17 protein-coding genes are annotated in these 19,445 nt (G+C 69.8%); 15 read left to right on the forward strand and 2 right to left on the reverse strand.

Going from position 1 to position 19,445, the window contains the following annotated elements:
- Positions 1-4: 4 nt before the first annotated feature.
- The 9 genes from HF024_RS09510 (at position 5) to leuA (ending at position 13,058) form a co-directional block, all read left to right on the forward strand.
- Complete coding sequence (locus tag HF024_RS09510) at positions 5-1,303, forward strand: hemolysin family protein (RefSeq protein ID WP_085371225.1); 1,299 nt, start codon at positions 5-7, stop codon at positions 1,301-1,303.
- Complete coding sequence (gene era / locus HF024_RS09515; protein WP_085371224.1) at positions 1,300-2,193, forward strand: GTPase Era; 894 nt, start codon at positions 1,300-1,302, stop codon at positions 2,191-2,193. The genes HF024_RS09510 and era overlap by 4 nt, the downstream gene beginning before the upstream one ends.
- A gap of 80 nt (positions 2,194-2,273) precedes the next feature.
- Complete coding sequence (locus tag HF024_RS09520) at positions 2,274-4,175, forward strand: histidine kinase (protein ID WP_168689393.1); 1,902 nt, start codon at positions 2,274-2,276, stop codon at positions 4,173-4,175.
- On the forward strand, positions 4,172-4,882 hold the full coding sequence (locus HF024_RS09525; protein WP_256922135.1) for a response regulator transcription factor: 711 nt from the start codon (positions 4,172-4,174) through the stop codon (positions 4,880-4,882). The genes HF024_RS09520 and HF024_RS09525 overlap by 4 nt, the downstream gene beginning before the upstream one ends.
- Before the next feature lie 157 nt (positions 4,883-5,039).
- Complete coding sequence (locus tag HF024_RS09530; protein ID WP_247597427.1) at positions 5,040-5,771, forward strand: ABC transporter ATP-binding protein; 732 nt, start codon at positions 5,040-5,042, stop codon at positions 5,769-5,771.
- Positions 5,768-7,207 carry an ABC transporter permease gene (locus HF024_RS09535; RefSeq protein WP_168689394.1) on the forward strand — a complete coding sequence of 480 codons (1,440 nt, stop codon included), beginning with the start codon at positions 5,768-5,770 and terminating at the stop codon, positions 7,205-7,207. Before HF024_RS09530 ends, HF024_RS09535 begins: the two co-directional genes overlap by 4 nt.
- Before the next feature lie 129 nt (positions 7,208-7,336).
- Complete coding sequence (locus HF024_RS09540; RefSeq protein ID WP_168689395.1) at positions 7,337-8,623, forward strand: alpha/beta hydrolase-fold protein; 1,287 nt, start codon at positions 7,337-7,339, stop codon at positions 8,621-8,623.
- A complete protein-coding gene (locus HF024_RS09545) occupies positions 8,620-11,124 on the forward strand; it encodes a DUF2156 domain-containing protein (RefSeq protein ID WP_247597391.1) in 2,505 nt (834 codons plus the stop codon). Before HF024_RS09540 ends, HF024_RS09545 begins: the two co-directional genes overlap by 4 nt.
- A 158-nt stretch (positions 11,125-11,282) precedes the next feature.
- Complete coding sequence (gene leuA, locus HF024_RS09550) at positions 11,283-13,058, forward strand: 2-isopropylmalate synthase (protein ID WP_168689396.1); 1,776 nt, start codon at positions 11,283-11,285, stop codon at positions 13,056-13,058.
- A gap of 94 nt (positions 13,059-13,152) precedes the next feature.
- Here leuA and HF024_RS09555 read toward each other — a convergent pair whose 3' ends face one another.
- Complete coding sequence (locus HF024_RS09555; protein ID WP_085371218.1) at positions 13,153-13,905, reverse strand: TRIC cation channel family protein; 753 nt, start codon at positions 13,903-13,905, stop codon at positions 13,153-13,155.
- 60 nt (positions 13,906-13,965) lie between these two features.
- On the opposite strand from HF024_RS09555, the gene recO reads away from it, so the two are divergent.
- The 4 genes from recO to HF024_RS09575 are packed head-to-tail and all read left to right on the forward strand — an operon-like array spanning position 13,966 to position 16,347.
- Positions 13,966-14,706, forward strand: coding sequence for a DNA repair protein RecO (recO, locus tag HF024_RS09560; protein ID WP_168689397.1), 741 nt, complete (start codon positions 13,966-13,968; stop codon positions 14,704-14,706).
- Positions 14,703-15,512 carry an isoprenyl transferase gene (locus HF024_RS09565; RefSeq protein ID WP_085371216.1) on the forward strand — a complete coding sequence of 270 codons (810 nt, stop codon included), beginning with the start codon at positions 14,703-14,705 and terminating at the stop codon, positions 15,510-15,512. The genes recO and HF024_RS09565 overlap by 4 nt, the downstream gene beginning before the upstream one ends.
- A 20-nt stretch (positions 15,513-15,532) precedes the next feature.
- Positions 15,533-16,204: a DsbA family oxidoreductase gene (locus tag HF024_RS09570; protein ID WP_168689398.1), complete on the forward strand. Its 672-nt coding sequence runs from the start codon at positions 15,533-15,535 to the stop codon at positions 16,202-16,204.
- Entirely contained in the window at positions 16,201-16,347 is a 147-nt protein-coding gene (locus tag HF024_RS09575; RefSeq protein WP_168689399.1) for a hypothetical protein, read from the forward strand. The genes HF024_RS09570 and HF024_RS09575 overlap by 4 nt, the downstream gene beginning before the upstream one ends.
- On the opposite strand, the gene HF024_RS09580 is transcribed toward HF024_RS09575, so the two are convergent.
- On the reverse strand, positions 16,331-16,876 hold the full coding sequence (locus tag HF024_RS09580; RefSeq protein WP_168689400.1) for a YbaK/EbsC family protein: 546 nt from the start codon (positions 16,874-16,876) through the stop codon (positions 16,331-16,333). The two genes, HF024_RS09575 and HF024_RS09580, sit on opposite strands and share 17 nt — an antisense overlap.
- A gap of 32 nt (positions 16,877-16,908) precedes the next feature.
- Here HF024_RS09580 and dusB point away from each other — a divergent pair, with 32 nt between their 5' ends.
- On the forward strand, positions 16,909-18,099 hold the full coding sequence (dusB, locus tag HF024_RS09585; RefSeq protein WP_168689401.1) for a tRNA dihydrouridine synthase DusB: 1,191 nt from the start codon (positions 16,909-16,911) through the stop codon (positions 18,097-18,099).
- A gap of 79 nt (positions 18,100-18,178) precedes the next feature.
- Positions 18,179-19,429 carry a deoxyguanosinetriphosphate triphosphohydrolase gene (locus tag HF024_RS09590; RefSeq protein ID WP_168690858.1) on the forward strand — a complete coding sequence of 417 codons (1,251 nt, stop codon included), beginning with the start codon at positions 18,179-18,181 and terminating at the stop codon, positions 19,427-19,429.
- The last annotated feature ends 16 nt before the right edge of the window (positions 19,430-19,445 follow it).

Below are 19,445 nucleotides of genomic sequence, written 5' to 3' on the forward strand. Positions count from 1 at the left end.
CCGGATGCTCGCAACGCTGTTCTTCATCGTCGCGTTCCTGCTCGTCGCGTTCGGCGGCCTGATGGCCGCTGTGGACTCCGCGCTGTCCGTGCAGTCCAGGAACGACATCGCCGAGCTGGCCGAGACCTCGCGGTCGAAGGCGTCGCTGCTGGCGATCGCCGCCGATCCAGGCGCGTACTTCAACGCGATCAACTTCAGCCGCATCACCGCGGAGACCACCGCTGCGGTGCTCGTGACGCTCGCCTTCGAGCAGATCTTCGACGAGTGGTGGATCTCGCTGCTGCTGTCCGCTCTGATCATGACGGCGGTGTCGTTCGTGCTGGTCGGTGCGAGCCCGCGGAGCGTCGGACGCGCCAACTCCACGATGCTGCTGCGGCTGACCGCTCCGCTCGTGCGGTTCATCCGGGTGCTGCTCGGCCCGATCGCCGGCGGCCTGGTGGCCCTCGGCAACCGGGTGACGCCGTCGCGGGCGCGCTCCGCGCCGGTCGCGAGCGAGGAGCAGCTGCTCAGCATCGTCGACGAAGCCACCGAGTTCGACGTGCTGGAAGAGGACGACCGCGAGCTCATCCACTCGATCTTCGAGTTCAACGAGACGGTGGTGCGCGAGGTGATGATCCCGCGCACCGACATGGTCGCCATCGACAAATCGGCCGGACTCGGCACCGCGATGGGCCTGTTCTTCAGCAAGGGCGTGTCCAGGATGCCCGTGATCGACGGCGACCCCGACGAGGTCGTGGGTGTGCTGTACCTGCGGGATGTGGCCAAGCTCAGCTTCGAGAGCCCGCTTGGCGCCGACGAGCTGACGATGGGCGACATCGTGCGGCCCGCACTGTTCGTGCCGGAGTCGCAGAAGGCGGACGCGCTGCTGCGGCAGATGCAGCTGGAGTCCAACCACCTGGCGATGGTGGTGGACGAGTACGGCGGCATCGCCGGGCTGGTGACCCTGGAAGACCTGATCGAGGAACTGGTCGGAGACATCTCCGACGAGTACGACCACGAGGTGGAACTGGTGCAGCAGGTGGGCGAGGGGCGCTATCGCGTGAGCACCCGCCTCCCCATCGACGAACTGGGCGAGCTGTTCGACCTGGAACTGGACGACGACGACGTCGACAGCGTCGGTGGCCTCGTCGCCAAGGCGCTCGGCCGCCTGCCGGAGGTCGGCTCGACCGCATCCACTCACGGACTGCGGTTCACGGTCGACCGCACAGAGGGCCGCCGCAAACACGTCAGCACCGTGCTCGTCGAACGCGACGCAGCACTGATCTCGGCGCCTGGCGCGCCGGAAGAGGAGAACCACTCGTGAACGACTTCCACGCCGGCTTCGCGTCGTTCGTCGGCCGCCCCAACGTCGGCAAGTCCACGCTGACCAACGCGCTCGTCGGCGAGAAGGTCGCGATCACGTCCTCCAAGCCGCAGACCACCCGCCGCGCCATCCGCGGCATCGTGCACCAGAAGAACGGCCAGCTGATCCTGGTGGACACCCCGGGCATCCACCGGCCGCGCACCCTGCTCGGCGAACGGCTCAACTCGCTCGTGCAGTCGACCCTCGGCGACGTGGACGTGATCGGCTTCTGCATCCCCGCCGACGAGAAGATCGGCCCGGGCGACCGGTTCATCAACGAGCAGCTGGATGAGTACCCGCGCGCCAAGAAGGTCGCGATCGTGACCAAGATCGACGCGGCGAGCAAGGCGGCCGTGGCCGAGCAGCTGCTCGCGGTCTCCGCGCTGCGCGAGTGGGAGGCGATCGTGCCGCTGTCGGCGACCAGCCACATTCAGCTGGACACGCTGACCACCGAGCTGATGCGTCTGCTCCCGGTCTCTCCCGCACCGCTGTACCCGTCGGATGCCGTCACCGACGAGGGCCTGGAGGACCGCATCTCCGAGTACATCCGCGAGGCCGTGCTGGAAGGCGTCGAGGACGAGCTGCCGCACTCGCTGGCCGTGACCATCGACGACATCATCGAGCGCGACGACAAAGACCTGGTGGAGGTCTACGCCAACCTGTTCGTCGAGCGCGACAGCCAGAAGGCGATCGTGATCGGCAAGGGCGGCAGCCGCATCCGGGAGGTCGGCGCCACCGCGCGCAAGCCGATCGAGGAGCTGCTCGGCAAGCACGTGTTCCTGTCGATCAGGGTGAAGGTGGCGAAGGACTGGCAGCGCGACCCGAAGCAGCTCGGCCGGCTCGGGTTCTAGGAGCGCCGCGGCGTACATCCCTGGGATGAAATCGGCCGTTCGAGGCGGTGCGGCCCCCGTCGGCCCCGTACCGTAGAGGGATGCCGTACCGTACCCGCCTGGTGGAGAGGATCGTCCCGTACCGCTGGGTCCTCGAACCTGCGCTCGGTGTGGTCCTCTTCCTCTCGTGGGTGATCGCCGGACTTCCGTTCGAGTTCCAGTCGGCGCTCGCGCTCACGTTCTACTGCGCGGCGGTCGCCGTCTCCCGGGTGCTTCCGCCCGTCTCGCTCGGGCTGCTCTGGCTCGCGGTGCTGGGGGAGGCGACCGAGTCGGTCTCGATGCCGATGCCGTTCCGGGTGCTGTCCGCCGTGGCCGTGCTGATCGCGGTGTTCGGCATCGCCGCGCACTCCGGGCCGGTGGTGCGCTGGCTCGACTTCGCGTCCGCCATCCTGGTCGCGCCGATGCTGGCCTACCTGTTCACGGTGCGCGGCGAGCTGAAGTTCCCGCTGATCGGGCCGGTGATCGGCGGCTACTACACCAGCCAGGGCGTCGGGCTGCTGCTGATGAGCCTGTTGCTCGCGGTGACCTTCGTTGCGGGCTGGCTGCTCGGGTTCCTCGTCGCCCGGCAGCGCGCGAGCAGTGTCGGCGCCGGCGCGGAGGAGGGTGCAGGGCCGGGTCCCGAGACGGGCAACCACTCCGTGCTCGTCTGGCTCGCCTCCTCCGGCGGCACCCCCGTTCCCGAGAGCGACCCCAACCGCACGGGCCTCGTGCGCCGCCTCACCAGACGGCAGCTGACGTTCGACATCGCCGGCGCCGTGCTGTTCGCCGTGCTGTGCCTGCCGTTCGACTCGGCGGGGCTGTTCGGCATCTCCGGAGACGGCGGAGCCCGGTCGGCGATCGTGGTGGTGATCGGCTTCACGGTCGCGGTCGCCGTCCGCCGCATCTCCCCGGCCGTGGCCCTCGCCATCGCCTGGCTGACCGCGGTGCTACAGATGACTACGGGCCACAGCATCCAGTTCAGCGATGTGGCCATCCTGGTCGTGCTGTACGCGACGGCGGCGTACGGGGACAGGATCGTGCGCTGGTCCGGGCTCATCTCCGCCGGTCTCGGCGCGGTGGTGGCCGCCCTGTACCTCTCGCTTACCGCTGCCCTCAACCAGAGCTACCTCGACCTGCTCTCCGGCGCCATCTCGCGGCTGGCGCTCGAGTTCGTCTTCCTCGTGGTGGTCAGCGCCACCGTGCTCGGCCTGTCCTGGGTGCTCGGCCTGCTCATGCGCACCTGGCGCAACGCCAGGATGTCCAGGCGCGCCCAGGTGGTCGCGGAGTTCGACAGGGCGCGCGCCGTCGAGGACGTGGTGGTCGAGCAGGAGCGCACCCGCATCGCGCGCGACATGCACGACGTGGTCGCGCACTCGCTCGCGGTGGTGATCGCGCAAGCGGACGGCGCACGCTACGCCCGGCACGCCGACCCGGATGCGGTCGACGTCGCGCTCAAGACCATCGCATCCACCGCCCGGTCCGCTCTCGGCGACGTGCGGGTGCTTCTCGCCGAACTGCGCCACGCCCAGCCGGAAGGTCCGCAGCCGTCGCTCGACGACCTCGACCGCACGGTCGAGCAGGTGCGCGCGGCCGGGCTCGACGTCACCGTCGAACGCATCGGCGGCTACCGGATGCTCGGCTCGGCCCAGCAGATCGCCGCGTACCGCATCGTGCAGGAGGCGCTCACCAACGCCCTCCGGCACGGAGACACCAGTATGCCGGCCACCGTCGTCCTCGCCGAGGTCGCGCAGCGCGACGGAGGACCCGGCATCACCATCACCGTGAGGAACACCATGAAGACCGTCCTGACCGACACCCCGGCCACCGGAGCGCTTCCGCGCGTCGGCCATGGCCTGCCAGGGATGCGCGAGCGGGCGACGCTCGCCGGAGGGAGCCTCGCGGCCGGCCCGGCCGGCGGCGAGTTCCTGGTGAACGCGTTCCTGCCGGCGGGGGAGACGGCGTGAGCGGCGACCAGCTGACGGACGCCGTCGAGGCCGCGACCGGGCGCATCCGGGTGCTGCTGGTCGACGACCAGCCGTTGTTCCGCGCCGGGGTCAGGATGCTCGTGGGATCGCAGGCCGACCTGGAGTTCGTCGGGGAGGCGGCCAACGGGGCGGAGGGCGTGCAGCTCGCTAGGGACACCGCGCCGGACGTGGTGCTGATGGACATCCGGATGCCCGTGATGGACGGGATCGCGGCGACGACCGAGATCATCGAGAGCGCCGCCCGCGAGGCCAGGAGTGCGCCGCGGATCGTGGTGCTGACCACCTTCGACCTCGACGAGGCGGCTGCCCGCGCCATCCGGGGCGGCGCGAGCGGCTTCGTGCTGAAGGATGCGGAGCCGGAGTTCCTGCTCGCGGCGATCCGCACGGTGCACGCGGGCAGCGCCGTGATCGCGGCGGGGGCGACGCGCGAGCTGTTCCAGTACTTCTCGTCGAGCGAGCCGGTCAAGCCGGAGCCGGAGGAGTTCGGCAGCCTCACCGCGCGGGAGCGGGAGATCTTCGTGCTCGCAGCGCGCGGTCTCAGCAACGCGGAGATCGCGGCGACGGAGTACCTGAGCGAGGCGACGGTGAAGACGCACATCAGCCGCATCCTGAGCAAGCTCGGGCTGCGGGATCGCGTGCAGATGGTCGTCTACGCATTCGAGCACGGCCTCACCGCGGCGGAGTAGGGAACGGGCGCAAGAATCATCCTTCCGGCTGATCGCGGATAGCCCTGCCGCCCGATCCGGAGACCCTGCCCGCGTCCCTAGCGTGGTGAGCATGGACAACATCACCACCGAGACCGTGACCTCCGCCTCTCCGATCACACCGCCGGAGGAGCCGCTCGTGGCCCGCGTGGTCGATGCGACCAAGTCGTACGGCACGGGTGCTGGACGGGTGAACGCGCTCGACGGCGTCTCGCTCGGCATCCCGGCCGGCCGTTTCACCGCCATCATGGGCCCGAGCGGATCGGGCAAGTCGACGCTGATGCACGTCATGGCCGGACTCGACACGGTCACCGGCGGCCAGGTGTTCCTCGGTGACACCGACATCACCCGGCTCGGGGATGCGGAACTCACCGTCCTGCGGCGCCGTCGCGTCGGTTTCGTGTTCCAGTCGTTCAACCTGGTGCCGACGCTCGACGTCGCCGCGAACATCCGGTTGCCGTTCGAACTCGACGGCCGCCGCCCGACGCGCACCCAGGGCGAGTGGATCGACCACCTGATCGACTCCCTCGGCCTGCGCGCCCGGCTCACCCACCGCCCGCACGAGCTGTCCGGCGGCCAGCAGCAGCGTGTGGCCATCGTGCGCGCGCTCGCCACCCGCCCCGACCTGATCTTCGCCGACGAGCCGACGGGCAACCTCGACTCGCGCACCGGCCGCGAGGTGCTCACCCTGCTCGCCGAGGCGAGCCGCACATACGGGCAGAGCATCGCGATGGTCACCCACGACCCCATCGCGGCGAGCTACGCCGACCGCATCGTGTTCCTCGCCGACGGCCGTGTCGCCGCCGAGCGCGGACGCTCAGCAGCGGAAGAGATCTCGTCGTACATGCTCGGAATGGAGCAGCACGCGTGAGCCGCCCGTTCTCCGCGTTCCGCGCGAACGCCCGCGACCACCGCGCGAGCATCCTGGTCGCCGCCCTCAGCGCCGCGTTCGGCGTCGCCCTGCTGTCCACCACGAGCGTGCTGTCCGCATACATCGCCGACAGCCCGGTCGCCGAGCACGGCGCCGTCGGGGTCGCCCTCGGGATCGTCGCCGGGGTGTTCTTCATCATCGCCGTCTACGTCGGAGCCATCGTCACCACGAACACCTTCGCGACGATGATCGCCGGCCGCACGCGGACCATCGCGCTGCTGCGCCTGATCGGGTCGAGCGCCCGCGCGCAGCGGCGCTCGGTGGCGAGCGAGGGGCTCGCGGTCGGACTCGTCGGCGCGAGCATCGGCGGCGTCGCTGCGGCGGTGCTATCGCTCGCGGCGGTGCGCCTCTTCGTCGCTGTCGGGGTGCTGCCGGATGTGCTCTATCCGGTGATCACCCCCGCGCTGCTCGCGCCGGTCGCCGTGGTGATCGTCACCACCTGGCTCGCCTCCTGGGTCGGCAGCCGCCGCGTGCTCACCGTCACGCCGGTGCAGGCGCTCGGTGCCGCGGAGGAGCGTCCGGCCGCCGCCGTGCGCCAGCGTGGTCGCCTCGTCGTCGCGATCGTCCTGCTCGTCTCCGGCGTCGGGTTGCTCGTGTTCGGCCTGCTGCTCGGGCTGGGCGTCCTCGCCACGAGCGGGATCCCAATCGCCAGCGGGTACGGTGTGCTGATCGCGCTGCCCGGCGGGGTGCTGTCGTTCACCGGGATCGTGCTGTCGGCCCCGTTCTTCATGCCGGGCGTGCTGCGCGCGGTCGGGCTGCTGTTCGGCCGGGGAGCGGCGGGCAGGCTCGCCGCCGCCAACGCCGTCAGGAACCCGGAGCGCAGCTCGCGCACCACCATCGGGCTCGTCATCGGCGTCACTCTCATCACCATGTTCGTGGTGGCCGCGCAGTCCTACCTCCAGATGATCCGTGAGGCGGCGAAGAACGAGCCCGGGATGTACGAGGGAGCTGAAAGTGTCCTCACGGTCACGATGCTGATCTTCACCGTGCTCGTCGGGTTCTCGGCGATCATCGCCGGGGTCGGTGTGATCAACAGCCTGTCGCTCAGCGTGCTGCAGCGGCGGCGTGAACTCGGCCTGCTGCGCGCGCTCGGCTTCAGTGCCGCCCAGGTGCGCAGGATGATCCTCGCCGAGAGCGCCCAGCTGACCATCGCGGCCGTGGTCACCGGGCTGGTGCTCGGCACGGCGTACGGCTGGGTGGGCGCGCAGTCGCTGCTGGGGAGCATCCCGGGCGGCGGACTGCTTGCTCCGGTGCTGCCCTGGCCGTTCCTCGCGATCATCGTGGTGGCGGCCGCGGCCCTCGCCCTGCTCGCCTCGCTCGCGCCGACACGGCGGGCCACCGCGGTGGCGCCCGTCGCCGCCCTGGCGGTCGACTGAACGAGCGCTCAGGCTGCGAAGCCTCGGAGTCGGCTGAATGTCAGCCCGGCTACAGCTTTCCGCAGCCTGAGCGCTCCATAATCGAACCGCTTTGCATGCTTTTGGAGAGGAACGGCCCTGAACTGGCTCATGACCCTGCGCATCGACAAGCCGCCGTTCCTGGTGGCCGTCGATGTGCTCTCCGCCGTCCTCGTGCTCTATCTGCTGGTGCGGCCGACGCTGCGCCGAACCGTCGCCGGGCTCCTCTCCGCCGCCGCGGGCGCGCTGATCGGCTGGCTCGTCTCCTGGCTGCTCGTCGACGTGTTCGACGTGTTCGGTGTGACGCTCACGCCCGTGACCAGGATGTGGGCGATCCTGGCGTTCGCGGGGATCGGGCTCGCCATCGCGAACCTGTTCCGCTCGCGCTGGTGGAGAAAGGTCGTCGCGGTGCTGAGCATCCCGGTCTTCGTGCTGACGGCCGGCGCGGGGATCAACGTCGACTTCGGCGAGTACCGCGACCTCAACGACGTGCTCGGCGTCGTGCCGTACCCGGCGCTGTCCTTCCACGCCGAGAAGGGTGAAGTGGCGGACATCGGAACCGACTACGCCTCCACCTGGACGCCGCCCGCCTCCATCCCCGCGAAGGGGAAGGTCGGCGTCGTGCGCATCCCGTCCACCGAGTCCGGATTCGCCGCGCGCACGGCCGTCGTCTACCTCCCGCCCGCCGCACTCACCGCGCACCCTCCCGTGCTTCCCGTGCTCTACGCGTTCCCCGGCCAGCCGGGCGCTCCCGCCGACGTGTTCACCGCGGGACGGATCAACCAGACGATGGATGCGTTCGCCGCCCAGCACCACGGCATCGCGCCCATCGTGGTGGCGGCCGACCAGCTCGGCGGCCCCGGGCGCAACCCGATGTGCGTGAACTCCGCAGCGTTCGGCAACTCGGCGACCTACCTGCTGAAGGACGTGCCCGCCTGGATCACCGCGCACTTCCGGGTGAGCAGCGACCCGGCCGCCTGGGGCGTGTTCGGCTACTCGCAAGGCGCTACCTGCGCCGTGCAGTTCGCGACGGGACACCCCGAGCGGTTCGGATCGGCCCTCGCGTCGTCGAGCGAGCTCGGACCGACCCTCGGCGACCGCGCCACGACCATCCGGATGGGCTTCGGCGGGTCAGCGCAGGCGTTCGAGGACGCCCAGCCCGCCCACCAGCTGGCGCAGCACGCTCCGTACCGCAACTCGACCATCGTGCTCGGCGTCGGCCAGAACGACGCGAAGTACACGGCGTTCGCCCGTACCCTGGAGGCGGACGCGACGAAGGCCGGTGTCCGCGCCACCCTGCTCATCTCGCCGGGAACGGCCCACGATTGGAACACGGTGCGTCACACCCTGCAGTACGGCTTCCCGCTCATCGCGGCGCAGATGGGACTCACCTCGTGAAGGACGCATCGGCACGGCTCGGCAGGCTCGGCCGGCGCACGGGCGCACTGATCGCGACCCACCCGTTCACCACGGCGATGACCGGGCTGATCCTCGTGCTCGCCCTCGTCACTGGCCCCATCCACGGCCCTCGGCGTCCGCTGCACATCTGGCTCGGCACCGGGCCCGGCCCGCTCATCGACGGGCACTGGTGGACCCCGATCACCTCCGTGCTGTTCACCGACGACCTCGCCGAGCTGATCGTGGCGCTCATCCTCACCGTCGTGCTGGTCGGGGCCGCCGAGCAGCTGATGGGCACCTGGCGGACGGCGCTGGCGTACTTCGCCACCGCTGTGGTCGGGACGGTCGGAGGCGTCGCTCTGCAGCTGCTCGCCTCCACGACGGGGGAGATGTGGGCGCGCAACGTCCACAACCTCGTCGTGCTCGACGTCTTCACCGCCCTCGGCGGCACGATCATGACCGCGAGCGCGTTCGCCGGCGCCCTCTGGCGGAGGCGCATCCGGGTGCTGACCGTGCTGATCGCGGTGATGTACGTGCTCTACTCCGGGATGCCGTCCGACGTCTACCGGCTGCTCGCCGTGCTCGCCGGGCTGGGGCTCGGCGTGCTGCTGCGACCGGGGGCGCGGCTCGCCGGCTGGGTGCGCAGTTCACACCACGAGATCCGGGTGCTGCTCGCCTCCGCCGTCACGATCACCGCGGTCGGGCCGGTGATCGGACTGCTCACCACGTCGCGCTACGGCCTGCTGTCGCCGATCGCGCTGCTGTTCACCTCCGACGTGCCGGACCGCGGCTCGCTGCTCGAACGCTGCCAGGCGTTCGCCGTGACCAGGCAGTGCGTGCACGATCTCACCATCGAGCGGATCAACGGGCTCGGCCCGATCCTGCTCTCCGTGCTGCCGCTCCTCGTGCTGCTGGTCGCCGCATACGGTCTGCTGCGCGGCAACCGCTTCGCACTCTGGCTCGCCGTCGCGGTGAACGCGCTGCTCGCCCTGCTCTCCGCGCTCTACTTCGGCATCCTCCCGCTCGGCGCAGCGCCGCGGCCGCACGTCGGCGCCCGCTACTGGGAGGTGACGGCGATCCTGGCGCTCTCGGCGCTGCTGCCGCTCGCCATCGCCATCCTGCTGATCGCCTTCCGGCAGCACTTCCCTGTGCGTCCGCCGGCGAAGAGCGTGCGCCGCTACGTGCTCACGGTGCTGGTCTCCGGCGTCGTGCTCGCCGGTCTCTACGTGCTCATCGGCTACCTGCAGAAGGACACCGGGTTCACCAGGCCGCTCGACCTGAGCGACCTGCTGGACGATGTGCTCGAACGGTTCGTGCCCGTCAGCTTCCTGCGCAGGGAGCCCGTGCAGTACCTGCCGACCACCCCGCTCGCGATCTTCGTCTACCGCAACATCGGCACCGTGTTCTGGCTCATCGTGATCCTCGGCGCCCTGCCCGTGATGCGCGGCCGCGCATCCTGGCGCAAGGGGGCGACGGACGCCGGCCGCGTGCGCAGCCTGCTCGAACGCGGCGGGGGAGACCCGATCTCGTTCATGGCCACCTGGCCGGGGAACGACTACTGGTTCGACCCCGTGGACGGCCGGGCCATCGCATACCGGGTGGTTGGCAGGGTCGCCATCACCCTGGGAGGCCCGTTCGGTGGGCAGCCCCCGCACGACCGCTCGATCGACCGGTTCGCCCGGTTCTGCGACGACAACGGCTGGACGCCCGTCTTCTACAGCGTGGACGCCGGCCTGCAGCCGCTCTTCGACGAGATGGGCTGGTCGACGATGGTGGTGGCGGAGGAGACCGTCATCCGCCCGCAGCAGTGGGAGACGACGGGCAAGAAGTGGCAGGACGTCCGCAGCTCCATCAACCGGGCGCAGCGGGCGGGCATCCGGGCGGAGTGGACGACGTTCCAGGCTCTGCCGCTCAGCGCCGCCGTGCAGCTCTCCGACATCTCCGAGCAGTGGGTGGCCGAGAAGGACCTGCCGGAGATGGGCTTCACCCTCGGCGGCCTCGACGAACTCCGCGACCCGGCCGTGATGCTGATGCTCGCCGTCGACGAGGCGGGCAGGATCGAAGCAGTGACCAGCTGGCTGCCCAGCTACCGCGACGGGCTCGTGGTCGGCTGGACCCTCGACTTCATGCGCAGGCGCCCCGGCAGCATCAACGGCGTGATGGAGTTCCTGATCGCCGAGGCCGCCACCCGGATGCGCGACGAGGGGGTCGAGTTCATGAGCCTGTCCGCCGCACCGCTCGCGCACACCGCGGCGGGAGGGGAGGCGGATGCACGCGGCATGGACCGCATCCTGAACTTCCTGAGCGTGTCGCTGGAACCGGTGTACGGGTTCCGGTCGCTGCTGAAGTTCAAGCGGAAGTTCCAGCCGGAGCTGCACCCGCTGATCATGGCGTACCCGGATCCTGTTGCCCTTCCCGCCATCGGGATCGCGCTGGTGCGCGCATACCTGCCGCAGCTGTCGGTGCGGCAGGCGGTGGCGCTGGCCAGCGGGCGGAGCTGACCGAGGCGGCCGTTCCGCGCTCCGGGGCCCGTGCTACGCTTGTTTCTGTGTACGGTCTGCTCCTCCTTAGCTGCCGCGACGAGTCCTAGTTCTGGGCCTCACTCGTCGCGGAGTTCGTCGTTGGCTCTCCACCACACCTCGCGAGGAGAAGACAGACCATGAAGAACACTCAGGCGCCGAGCGCCATGCCGATCCACAAATACCGCCCGTTCCATGAGCAGATCCGGGTGGAGCTGCCCGATCGCACCTGGCCGGACAACCGCATCACGGTCGCACCGCGCTGGTGCGCCGTCGACCTGCGCGACGGCAACCAGGCACTCATCGACCCGATGAGCCCCGAGCGCAAGCGCATCATGTTCGACCTGCTGGTCCGGATGGGCTACAAGGAGATCGAGGTCGGCTTCCCGTCGGCCAGCCAGACCGACTTCGACTTCGTGCGCAGCCTCATCGAAGAGGGCGCCATCCCGGACGACGTCACCATCCAGGTGCTGACCCAGGCCCGAGAGCACCTCATCAAGCGCACCTACGAATCGCTGGTCGGCGCCAAGCAGGCCATCGTGCACCTCTACAACTCCACGAGCATCCTGCAGCGGGATGTCGTCTTCCGCACCGACAAGCAGGGCATCGTCGACATCGCGCTGGAAGGCGCGCGCCTGTGCCGTCAGATGGAGTCCGTGGTCCCCGGCACGCAGATCTACTACGAGTACTCGCCCGAGAGCTACACCGGCACCGAGCTGGAGTTTGCCGCGGACATCTGCAACCAGGTGCTCGAGATCTTCGAGCCCACCCCGGAACGCAAGGTCATCATCAACCTGCCGGCCACCGTCGAGATGGCCACCCCGAACGTCTACGCCGACTCGATCGAGTGGATGTCCCGCCACCTGAACCACCGCGAGAACGTCATCCTGTCGCTGCACCCGCACAACGACCGCGGCACCGCCGTCGCCGCCGCCGAGCTCGGCTACATGGCCGGAGCCGACCGCATCGAGGGCTGCCTGTTCGGCAACGGGGAGCGCACGGGCAACGTCGACCTGGTGACTCTGGGCGTGAACCTGTTCACGCAGGGCATCGACCCGCAGATCGACTTCAGCGACATCGACTCGATCAAGCGCACCGTCGAGCACTGCAACCAGCTGCCGGTCGGCGAGCGCAGCCCGTGGGGCGGCGACCTGGTGTTCACCGCGTTCAGCGGCTCGCACCAGGATGCGATCAAGAAGGGCTTCGAGGCGATGGCCGCGCAGGCCGAGCGCGAGGGCGTCTCGGTCGACGACCTGGTCTGGGCCGTTCCATACCTGCCGGTCGACCCGAAGGACCTGGGCCGCAGCTACGAGGCGGTCATCCGGGTCAACTCGCAGTCCGGCAAGGGCGGCGTCGCCTACCTGCTGAAGACGGACCACGCGCTCGACCTGCCGCGCAAGCTGCAGATCGAATTCTCCGGCGTCGTGCAGGCGAAGACCGACGCGGAGGGTGGAGAGGTGTCGAGCGACGACATCTGGGCCATCTTCCAGGACGAGTACCTGCCGGCGCCCGTCTCCGACGCGGACGCCAAGTGGGGCCGCTTCGAGCTGGGCAGCACCAGCACCACCAACGAGACAGGCGACCACGTCGCTCTCACGGTGACGCTGCGCGACGGGGACACCGTCTCCAAGGCATCCGGTGAGGGCAACGGCCCGATCGCGGCGTTCTTCGACATCCTCAACGACCGCGGCATCAACGTGCACCTGTACGACTACTCGCAGCACACGCTGTCCGCGAGCGAGTCCGCTCTCGCTGCGGCCTACGTCGAGGTCGACGTCGACGGCACCCGCCTCTGGGGCGTCGGCATCGACGCGGACACGACCACCGCCTCCTTCAAGGCCGTCGTCTCCGCCGTCAACCGCGCGATCCGCGCCACCTCCGGGTCCGCGGCCCCCGCCGACCTCGTCTCGGCCTGACCCACCCGCCCGCACACATAATCGAGCCGGGACTTATGTACGCGACACGCCGGTCGTGGCCGTACATAAGTCCCGGCTCGATTGTGTGGGGGCGTCAGTCGGGGCGGTCGAGCTTGTAACGGGGGATCGAGCCCGTCTCTGTGCGCTCGGCGGTGCGGGCTTCGGCGGTGCGACGGCCGAGCGGGATGCGCGGCCAGCGTGGACGCGGGATGCGCCCCAGCTCGCGCTGCTCGGGCAGGCTCCAGCCGAACCGCACCGCCAGCAGCCGGATCACCAGGGTGACGGCGACGCAGACCGCCGCGGCCACCGTGAGCGGCACGCCGAGATCCACCAGGACCACGAGCACCACCGTGCCCGCGCCCGCGGCGACGGCGTAGAGCGAGCCGACGTGCATCAGCGCGATCGGCAGGTTCAGCAGCATGTCGCGCAGGATCGACCCGCCCACCGCGGACACCACGCCGACGAACACCGCCGGCACCTCCGGCAGGCCGAGCGCGAGCGCCTTGCTCGCACCGATCGCGCCGAACAGCCCGATGGTGAGCGCGTCGAGGAAGGTGATGATCGGGTCGAGCCTCCGGAACAGCCGGATGAGCAGCATCCCGAGCAGTGCGGCGACGACGGTGGTCAGCAGGTACCAGTTGGAGAGCAGCGCGACGGGCCGGGTGACCAGCAGCAGATCGCGCAGCAGACCACCGCCGACGCCGGTCGCGACGCCGATGATGGCGACGCCCAGCAGGTCGAGCTTGCGGTCGCGGAACCCGGAGGCGAACATCGCGCCCTGCAGGCTGCCGACGCCGACGGCTACCAGGTCGGCCCACAGCGGAATCGTGAAGGCCGTCGTGCTCATAGGTCACTTCTACCATGCGCGGCTTGACGGGACTGTCGGCGTTACGCGGGATACTGGAGTGTGCCTGTCTACCGTGATGAAGCCGTCGTGCTCCGCACCCACAAACTGGGGGAAGCCGACCGCATCGTCACCATGCTCACCCGGCAGCACGGCAAGGTCCGTGCGGTCGCGAAGGGCGTGCGGCGCACCGCATCCAAGTTCGGGTCGCGGCTGGAGCCGTTCATGGTCGCCGACGTGCAGCTCTACGAGGGCCGCAGCCTGGATGTGGTCACGCAGGCCGAGTCGCTCGGGGCGTACGGCGCGCTGATCGCCGACGACTACGCCAGCTACACCGCGGCGAACGCGATGGTGGAGACGGCGGACAGGCTCACCGAGGCCGAGGCGTCCCTGCAGCAGTACCTCCTGCTGGTCGGCGCCCTGCGGTCGCTGTCCAAGCGCGAGCACGGCGCGTCCATGACTCTCGACTCCTACCTGCTGCGCGCGCTGTCGCTCGCCGGCTGGGCGCCGAGCTTCCTCGACTGCTCGCGCTGCGGAGCGCCGGGACCGCACGACCACCTCGTCGTGCAGCTCGGTGGCGTGGTCTGCGACGACTGCGCCCCGCAGGGCGCTCCCCGGCTGGATGCGCAGACCATCGCGCTGCTCGGCGCTCTCCTCACCGGGGACTGGGCCTCGGCGGACGAGACGGACGACGCAACGCGGTCGAAGGCGAGCGGGGTGGTCGCCGCGTACACGCAGTGGCACCTGGAGCGCGGCCTGCGCTCGCTCCAGCACGTACAGCACGAACGGAAAGCGAACGGATGAGCCCCAAGCCTTACACGCACAAGGATGCGGTGGAGTTCCGCCCGCTCGACTGGACCGGCCTGTACCCGCCCGCGATCCCCGCCGCGGCGGTGCCGAACCACGTCGCCATCGTGATGGACGGCAACGGACGCTGGGCGAACGGCAGAGGGCTCACCAGGATCGAAGGCCATAAAGCGGGGGAGGCGTCGCTGCTCGACGTCGTCGCCGGCGCCATCCAGCTCGGCGTGAAGCACCTCAGCGTCTACGCGTTCTCGACCGAGAACTGGAAACGGTCGCCCGACGAGGTGCGCTTCCTGATGGGCTTCAACCGGGACGTGCTGCACCGCCGCCGCGACCAGCTCAACGAGTGGGGGGTCCGGGTGCGCTGGGCGGGGAGGAAGCCGCGGCTCTGGTCGTCGGTGATCAAGGAGCTGCAGTTCGCCGAGCAGCTGACCGCGGGGAACGACGTGCTCACCCTGACCATGTGCGTCAACTACGGCGGCCGCACCGAGATCGCGGATGCGGTGCGCAGCATCGCGGAGGAGGTGGCCGCCGGCCGGCTCAAGCCGTCCGCGGTGAGCGAGAAGAGCATCCAGCGCCACCTGTACGCGCCCGACCTTCCGGACGTCGACCTGTTCGTGCGGAGTTCGGGGGAGCAGCGCACGAGCAACTTCATGCTGTGGCAGAGCGCGTACGCCGAGATGGTCTTCCTCGACACGCTCTGGCCGGACTTCAGCCGCACCGACCTGTGGAACGCCGTCGACATCTACGCCAGCCGCAACCGGCGCTTCGGCGGGGCAGTGGATGCTCCGGGAATGAAGGCGTGACCGCATCCGTTGGCCCTGGTGTGAGTGAACCCATCAAGATCGACATCTGGTCCGACATCGCCTGCCCGTGGTGCTACATCGGCAAGCGCAAATTCGAAGCGGGGAGCGGCCTGTTCGCCGGTGGCGGCGACGACCGCGCCGTCGAGGTCGAATACCACTCCTTCGAGCTCTCTCCGGACACCCCCGTCGACTTCGACGGCAGCGAGATCGACTTCCTCGCCGGGCACAAAGGCATGCAGGCCGAGCAGGTGACGCAGATGCTGGAGCGCGTCACCGGCATCGCGTCGTCGGTGGGCCTGGACTACGACTTCGACGTCCTCAAGCACACCAACACCGTCAAGGCGCACGAGCTGCTGCACTTCGCCAAGGCGAACGGCAAGCAGCTGGAGCTCGCGGAGCGCCTGTTCAAGGCGTACTTCGTGGAGGGACGCCACGTCGGCAGGATCGACGACCTGGCCGACCTCGCCGCAGAGGTCGGACTCGACCGCGCGGCGGCCGTCGCAGCGCTGGAGTCGGAGGAGTTCCTCTCCGACGTGCGCGGCGACCAGGCGCTGGCGCAGGAGTACGGCATCCAGGGCGTCCCGTTCTTCGTGATCGACGGACGCTACGGCGTCTCCGGCGCGCAAGACGCGGCCACGTTCGCGCAGGTGCTCGAACAGGTGTGGACCGAGCGCGCGGAGGTCACGGCGTGAGCGCGGCGGAGCCCGTCGAGGCGACCGCCTCGGACGCCCCGAAGTTTCCGCTGATCGCGTTCGGCGACGTGAACGCCGCCGCCTGCGAGGGCGATTCGTGCCTCATCCCCGGCGCGACCGGTCAGGTCACTCCGGGTCTGTGATGTCGGCGACGGTCGCCGCGTATGCGGCGACCACGTCGTCGGCGTCGACGAACAGCGAGTATCCGTGCTCGCCCGCACCCATCGAGACGGTGCGGCCCTGGATGCTCGTGTCCGCGACGACCGGCCACGCGGTGGTGGAGCCGAACGGGGTGATGGTGCCGCGCTCGTAGCCCGTCGCTTCGAGGGCGACCGCCGCATCCGGAAGCTGCAGCTTGTTGACATGCAGCACGGCGCGGAGCTTGGGCCAGGAGATCTTGCGGCCGCCGGGCACCAGCGCGAACACGAAGGTGTCGTCGCTGCGCTTGACCACCAGGGTCTTGACGATGTCGGACGGCTCGATGCCGAGCAGCTGGGCCGCTTCCTCGAGACTGCGGGCTGCGGGACGCTCGATCACCCGGATGCTGACCCCGCGCGCTGCGGCGTCGGCCTCGACGCGGGCCCGGCCGGTGGGTGCCGTGCCTGCTGCTCCGTCGCCCTGCACAGCCGCGTCTCCGCCGTGATTCTCCACAGCTTCTGGTCCGTCGGTCATGCTGCTCCGCTCTATCTGGGAGAATTGGGGAAATGTCTACTACAGCAACGATAAGCCACGCGCCACAGCTGACCATCGGTCCGCTGGCCCTCGACGTGCCCGTCGTGCTGGCGCCGATGGCCGGGATCACGAACACCGCGTTCCGCAGGCTCTGCCGCGAATTCGGCGCCGGTCTCTACGTGAGCGAGATGATCACCTCGCGCGCCCTCGTCGAGCGCACCCCGGAATCGCTCCGCCTGATCACCCATCACGAGTCGGAGACGCCGCGCTCCATCCAGCTCTACGGGGTCGACCCGAAGACCGTCCGCGAGGCGGTCACCATGCTGGTCGCGGAAGATCGCGCCGACCACATCGACCTCAACTTCGGCTGCCCGGTGCCCAAGGTCACCCGCAAGGGCGGGGGAGCTGCACTGCCGTGGAAGCTCGGGCTGTTCCGCGAGATCGTCGAGGGAGCTGTGGAGGCGGCCGGGTCCATCCCGCTCACGGTCAAGATGCGCAAGGGCATCGACAGCGACCACCTCACCTACCTCGAAGCGGCGAAGGCCGCGGAGGGCGCGGGAGTCGCCTCCATTGCGCTGCACGCCAGGACGGCCGCGGAGTTCTACTCCGGCCACGCGGACTGGTCCGCCATCGCCAAACTCAAAGAGACCATCACCGGCACCCCCGTGCTCGGCAACGGCGACATCTGGTCGGCGGCCGACGCCATCCGGATGGTCGAGGAGACCGGGTGCGACGGTGTCGTCGTCGGGCGCGGCTGCCTCGGCCGGCCGTGGCTGTTCGGCGACCTCGCCGCGGCGTTCCGCGCCCGGGCAGGGCAGATCGACGCCGCCGAGGCGGAGCGGGCGCAGGCGCATCCCTCGCTCGGACAGGTCGCCGCGACGTTCCGCAGGCACGCCGAGCTGCTCGTCGAGTTCTTCGGCAGCGAGGAGCGGGGCTGCCGCGACATCCGCAAGCACGTCGCCTGGTACTTCAAGGGCTACCCGGTGGGCGGCGACCTGCGGGCGAGCCTCGCCACGGTCGACACGCTCGCGCACCTCGACGACCTCCTCGCCACGCTCGACTGGGACCAGGAGTACCCGGGAGAGGCGGCAGAGGGCCAGCGCGGCCGTGCAGGCACCCCGAAGAAGCCGGCGCTGCCGGACGGCTGGCTCGCCAGCCGCGACCTCGACGGGTTCGAGCGCGCAGAGGTCGCGGACGCGGAGGTGCACAACAGTGGTGGATAGTCCGGTGGGGCACGGCGCGGGCCACAGTCACGACAGCCACGACAGCCACGACAGTCACGACGGCCGCGCGTCCGGTCAGGTGGCGGAGGCGTCCGGGTACAGCGAGCACGATCGTGAGCGATGGCTGCCCGAGCAGCACTCGAGCAGGCGCAGCGACTTCGCGCGCGACCGCGCGCGCCTGCTGCACTCCAGCGCGCTGCGGCGGCTGGCGGCGAAGACCCAGGTGCTCAGTCCGACCGCCGGCCTCGACTTCGCCAGGAACCGGCTGACGCACTCGCTCGAAGTCGCCCAGGTCGGCCGGGAGCTGGCGAACAGTCTCGGTCTCGATCCAGACATCGTCGACACCGCCTGCCTCGCGCACGACATCGGCCACCCGCCGTTCGGGCACAACGGCGAGCGCGCGCTCAACAGCTGGGCCGACGACATCGGCGGCTTCGAGGGCAATGCGCAGACGCTGCGGCTGCTCAGCCGGCTGGAGCCCAAGGTGTTCGGCCGCGACGGCCGGCCATACGGGCTCAACCTCACCAGGGCCAGCCTCGACGCCAGCTGCAAGTACCCGTGGCCAGACAGCTCCTCCGTCGCCGACCCGAGCGGCAGAGCCAAGTTCGGCTTCTACGCCGACGACCGCGCGGTGTTCGAGTGGATGCGCGCGGGCGCACCCGACCGCGTGCGCTGCATCGAGGCCCAGGTGATGGACCTCAGCGACGACATCGCATACTCGGTGCACGACTTCGAGGACGCCGTGGTGAACGGCTACATCGACGTCGCCGCCCTCGGCAGCAGGGTCGACCACGACGACCTGGTGCGCTCGATGTACGACTGGATCGGCGGAGAGTTCAGCCACGACGAGCTGATCGCGGCGTTCGACCGGCTCGACAACCTCGACATCTGGCTCGACGGGTGGGACGGCAGCCGCCGGTCGCAGGCCAGGCTGAAGAACCTCACCAGCCAGCTGATCGGCCGGTTCGCCCACGCCGCTGTGCACGCCACGAAGGAGACGTCGGGCAGCACGGACCTCATCCGGTTCGGTGCGGACGTGGTCGTCCCGTCCGCCATCCAGGCCGAGATCGCGGTGCTCAAGGGCATCGTCGCCACGTTCGTGATGTCACGGAACACCCGGCAGCCGATCTACGCGCAACAGCGCCAGATCCTCACCACCCTCGCCGACCTGCTCTACTCGCGCGGGCCGGCCGAACTGGACCCCGGCTTCGCCGAGGACTGGAAGGACGCGGACGACGACACCCAGCGCAAACGCGTGATCGTCGACCAGGTCGCCAGCCTCACTGACCAGTCCGCCCTCAGCTGGTACGAACGGCTGGTGCAGCACTGAGTCGCCGATGAGTTCA

The organism is Leifsonia sp. PS1209 (genome assembly GCF_012317045.1).
Classification (GTDB): Bacteria; Actinomycetota; Actinomycetes; order Actinomycetales; family Microbacteriaceae; genus Leifsonia.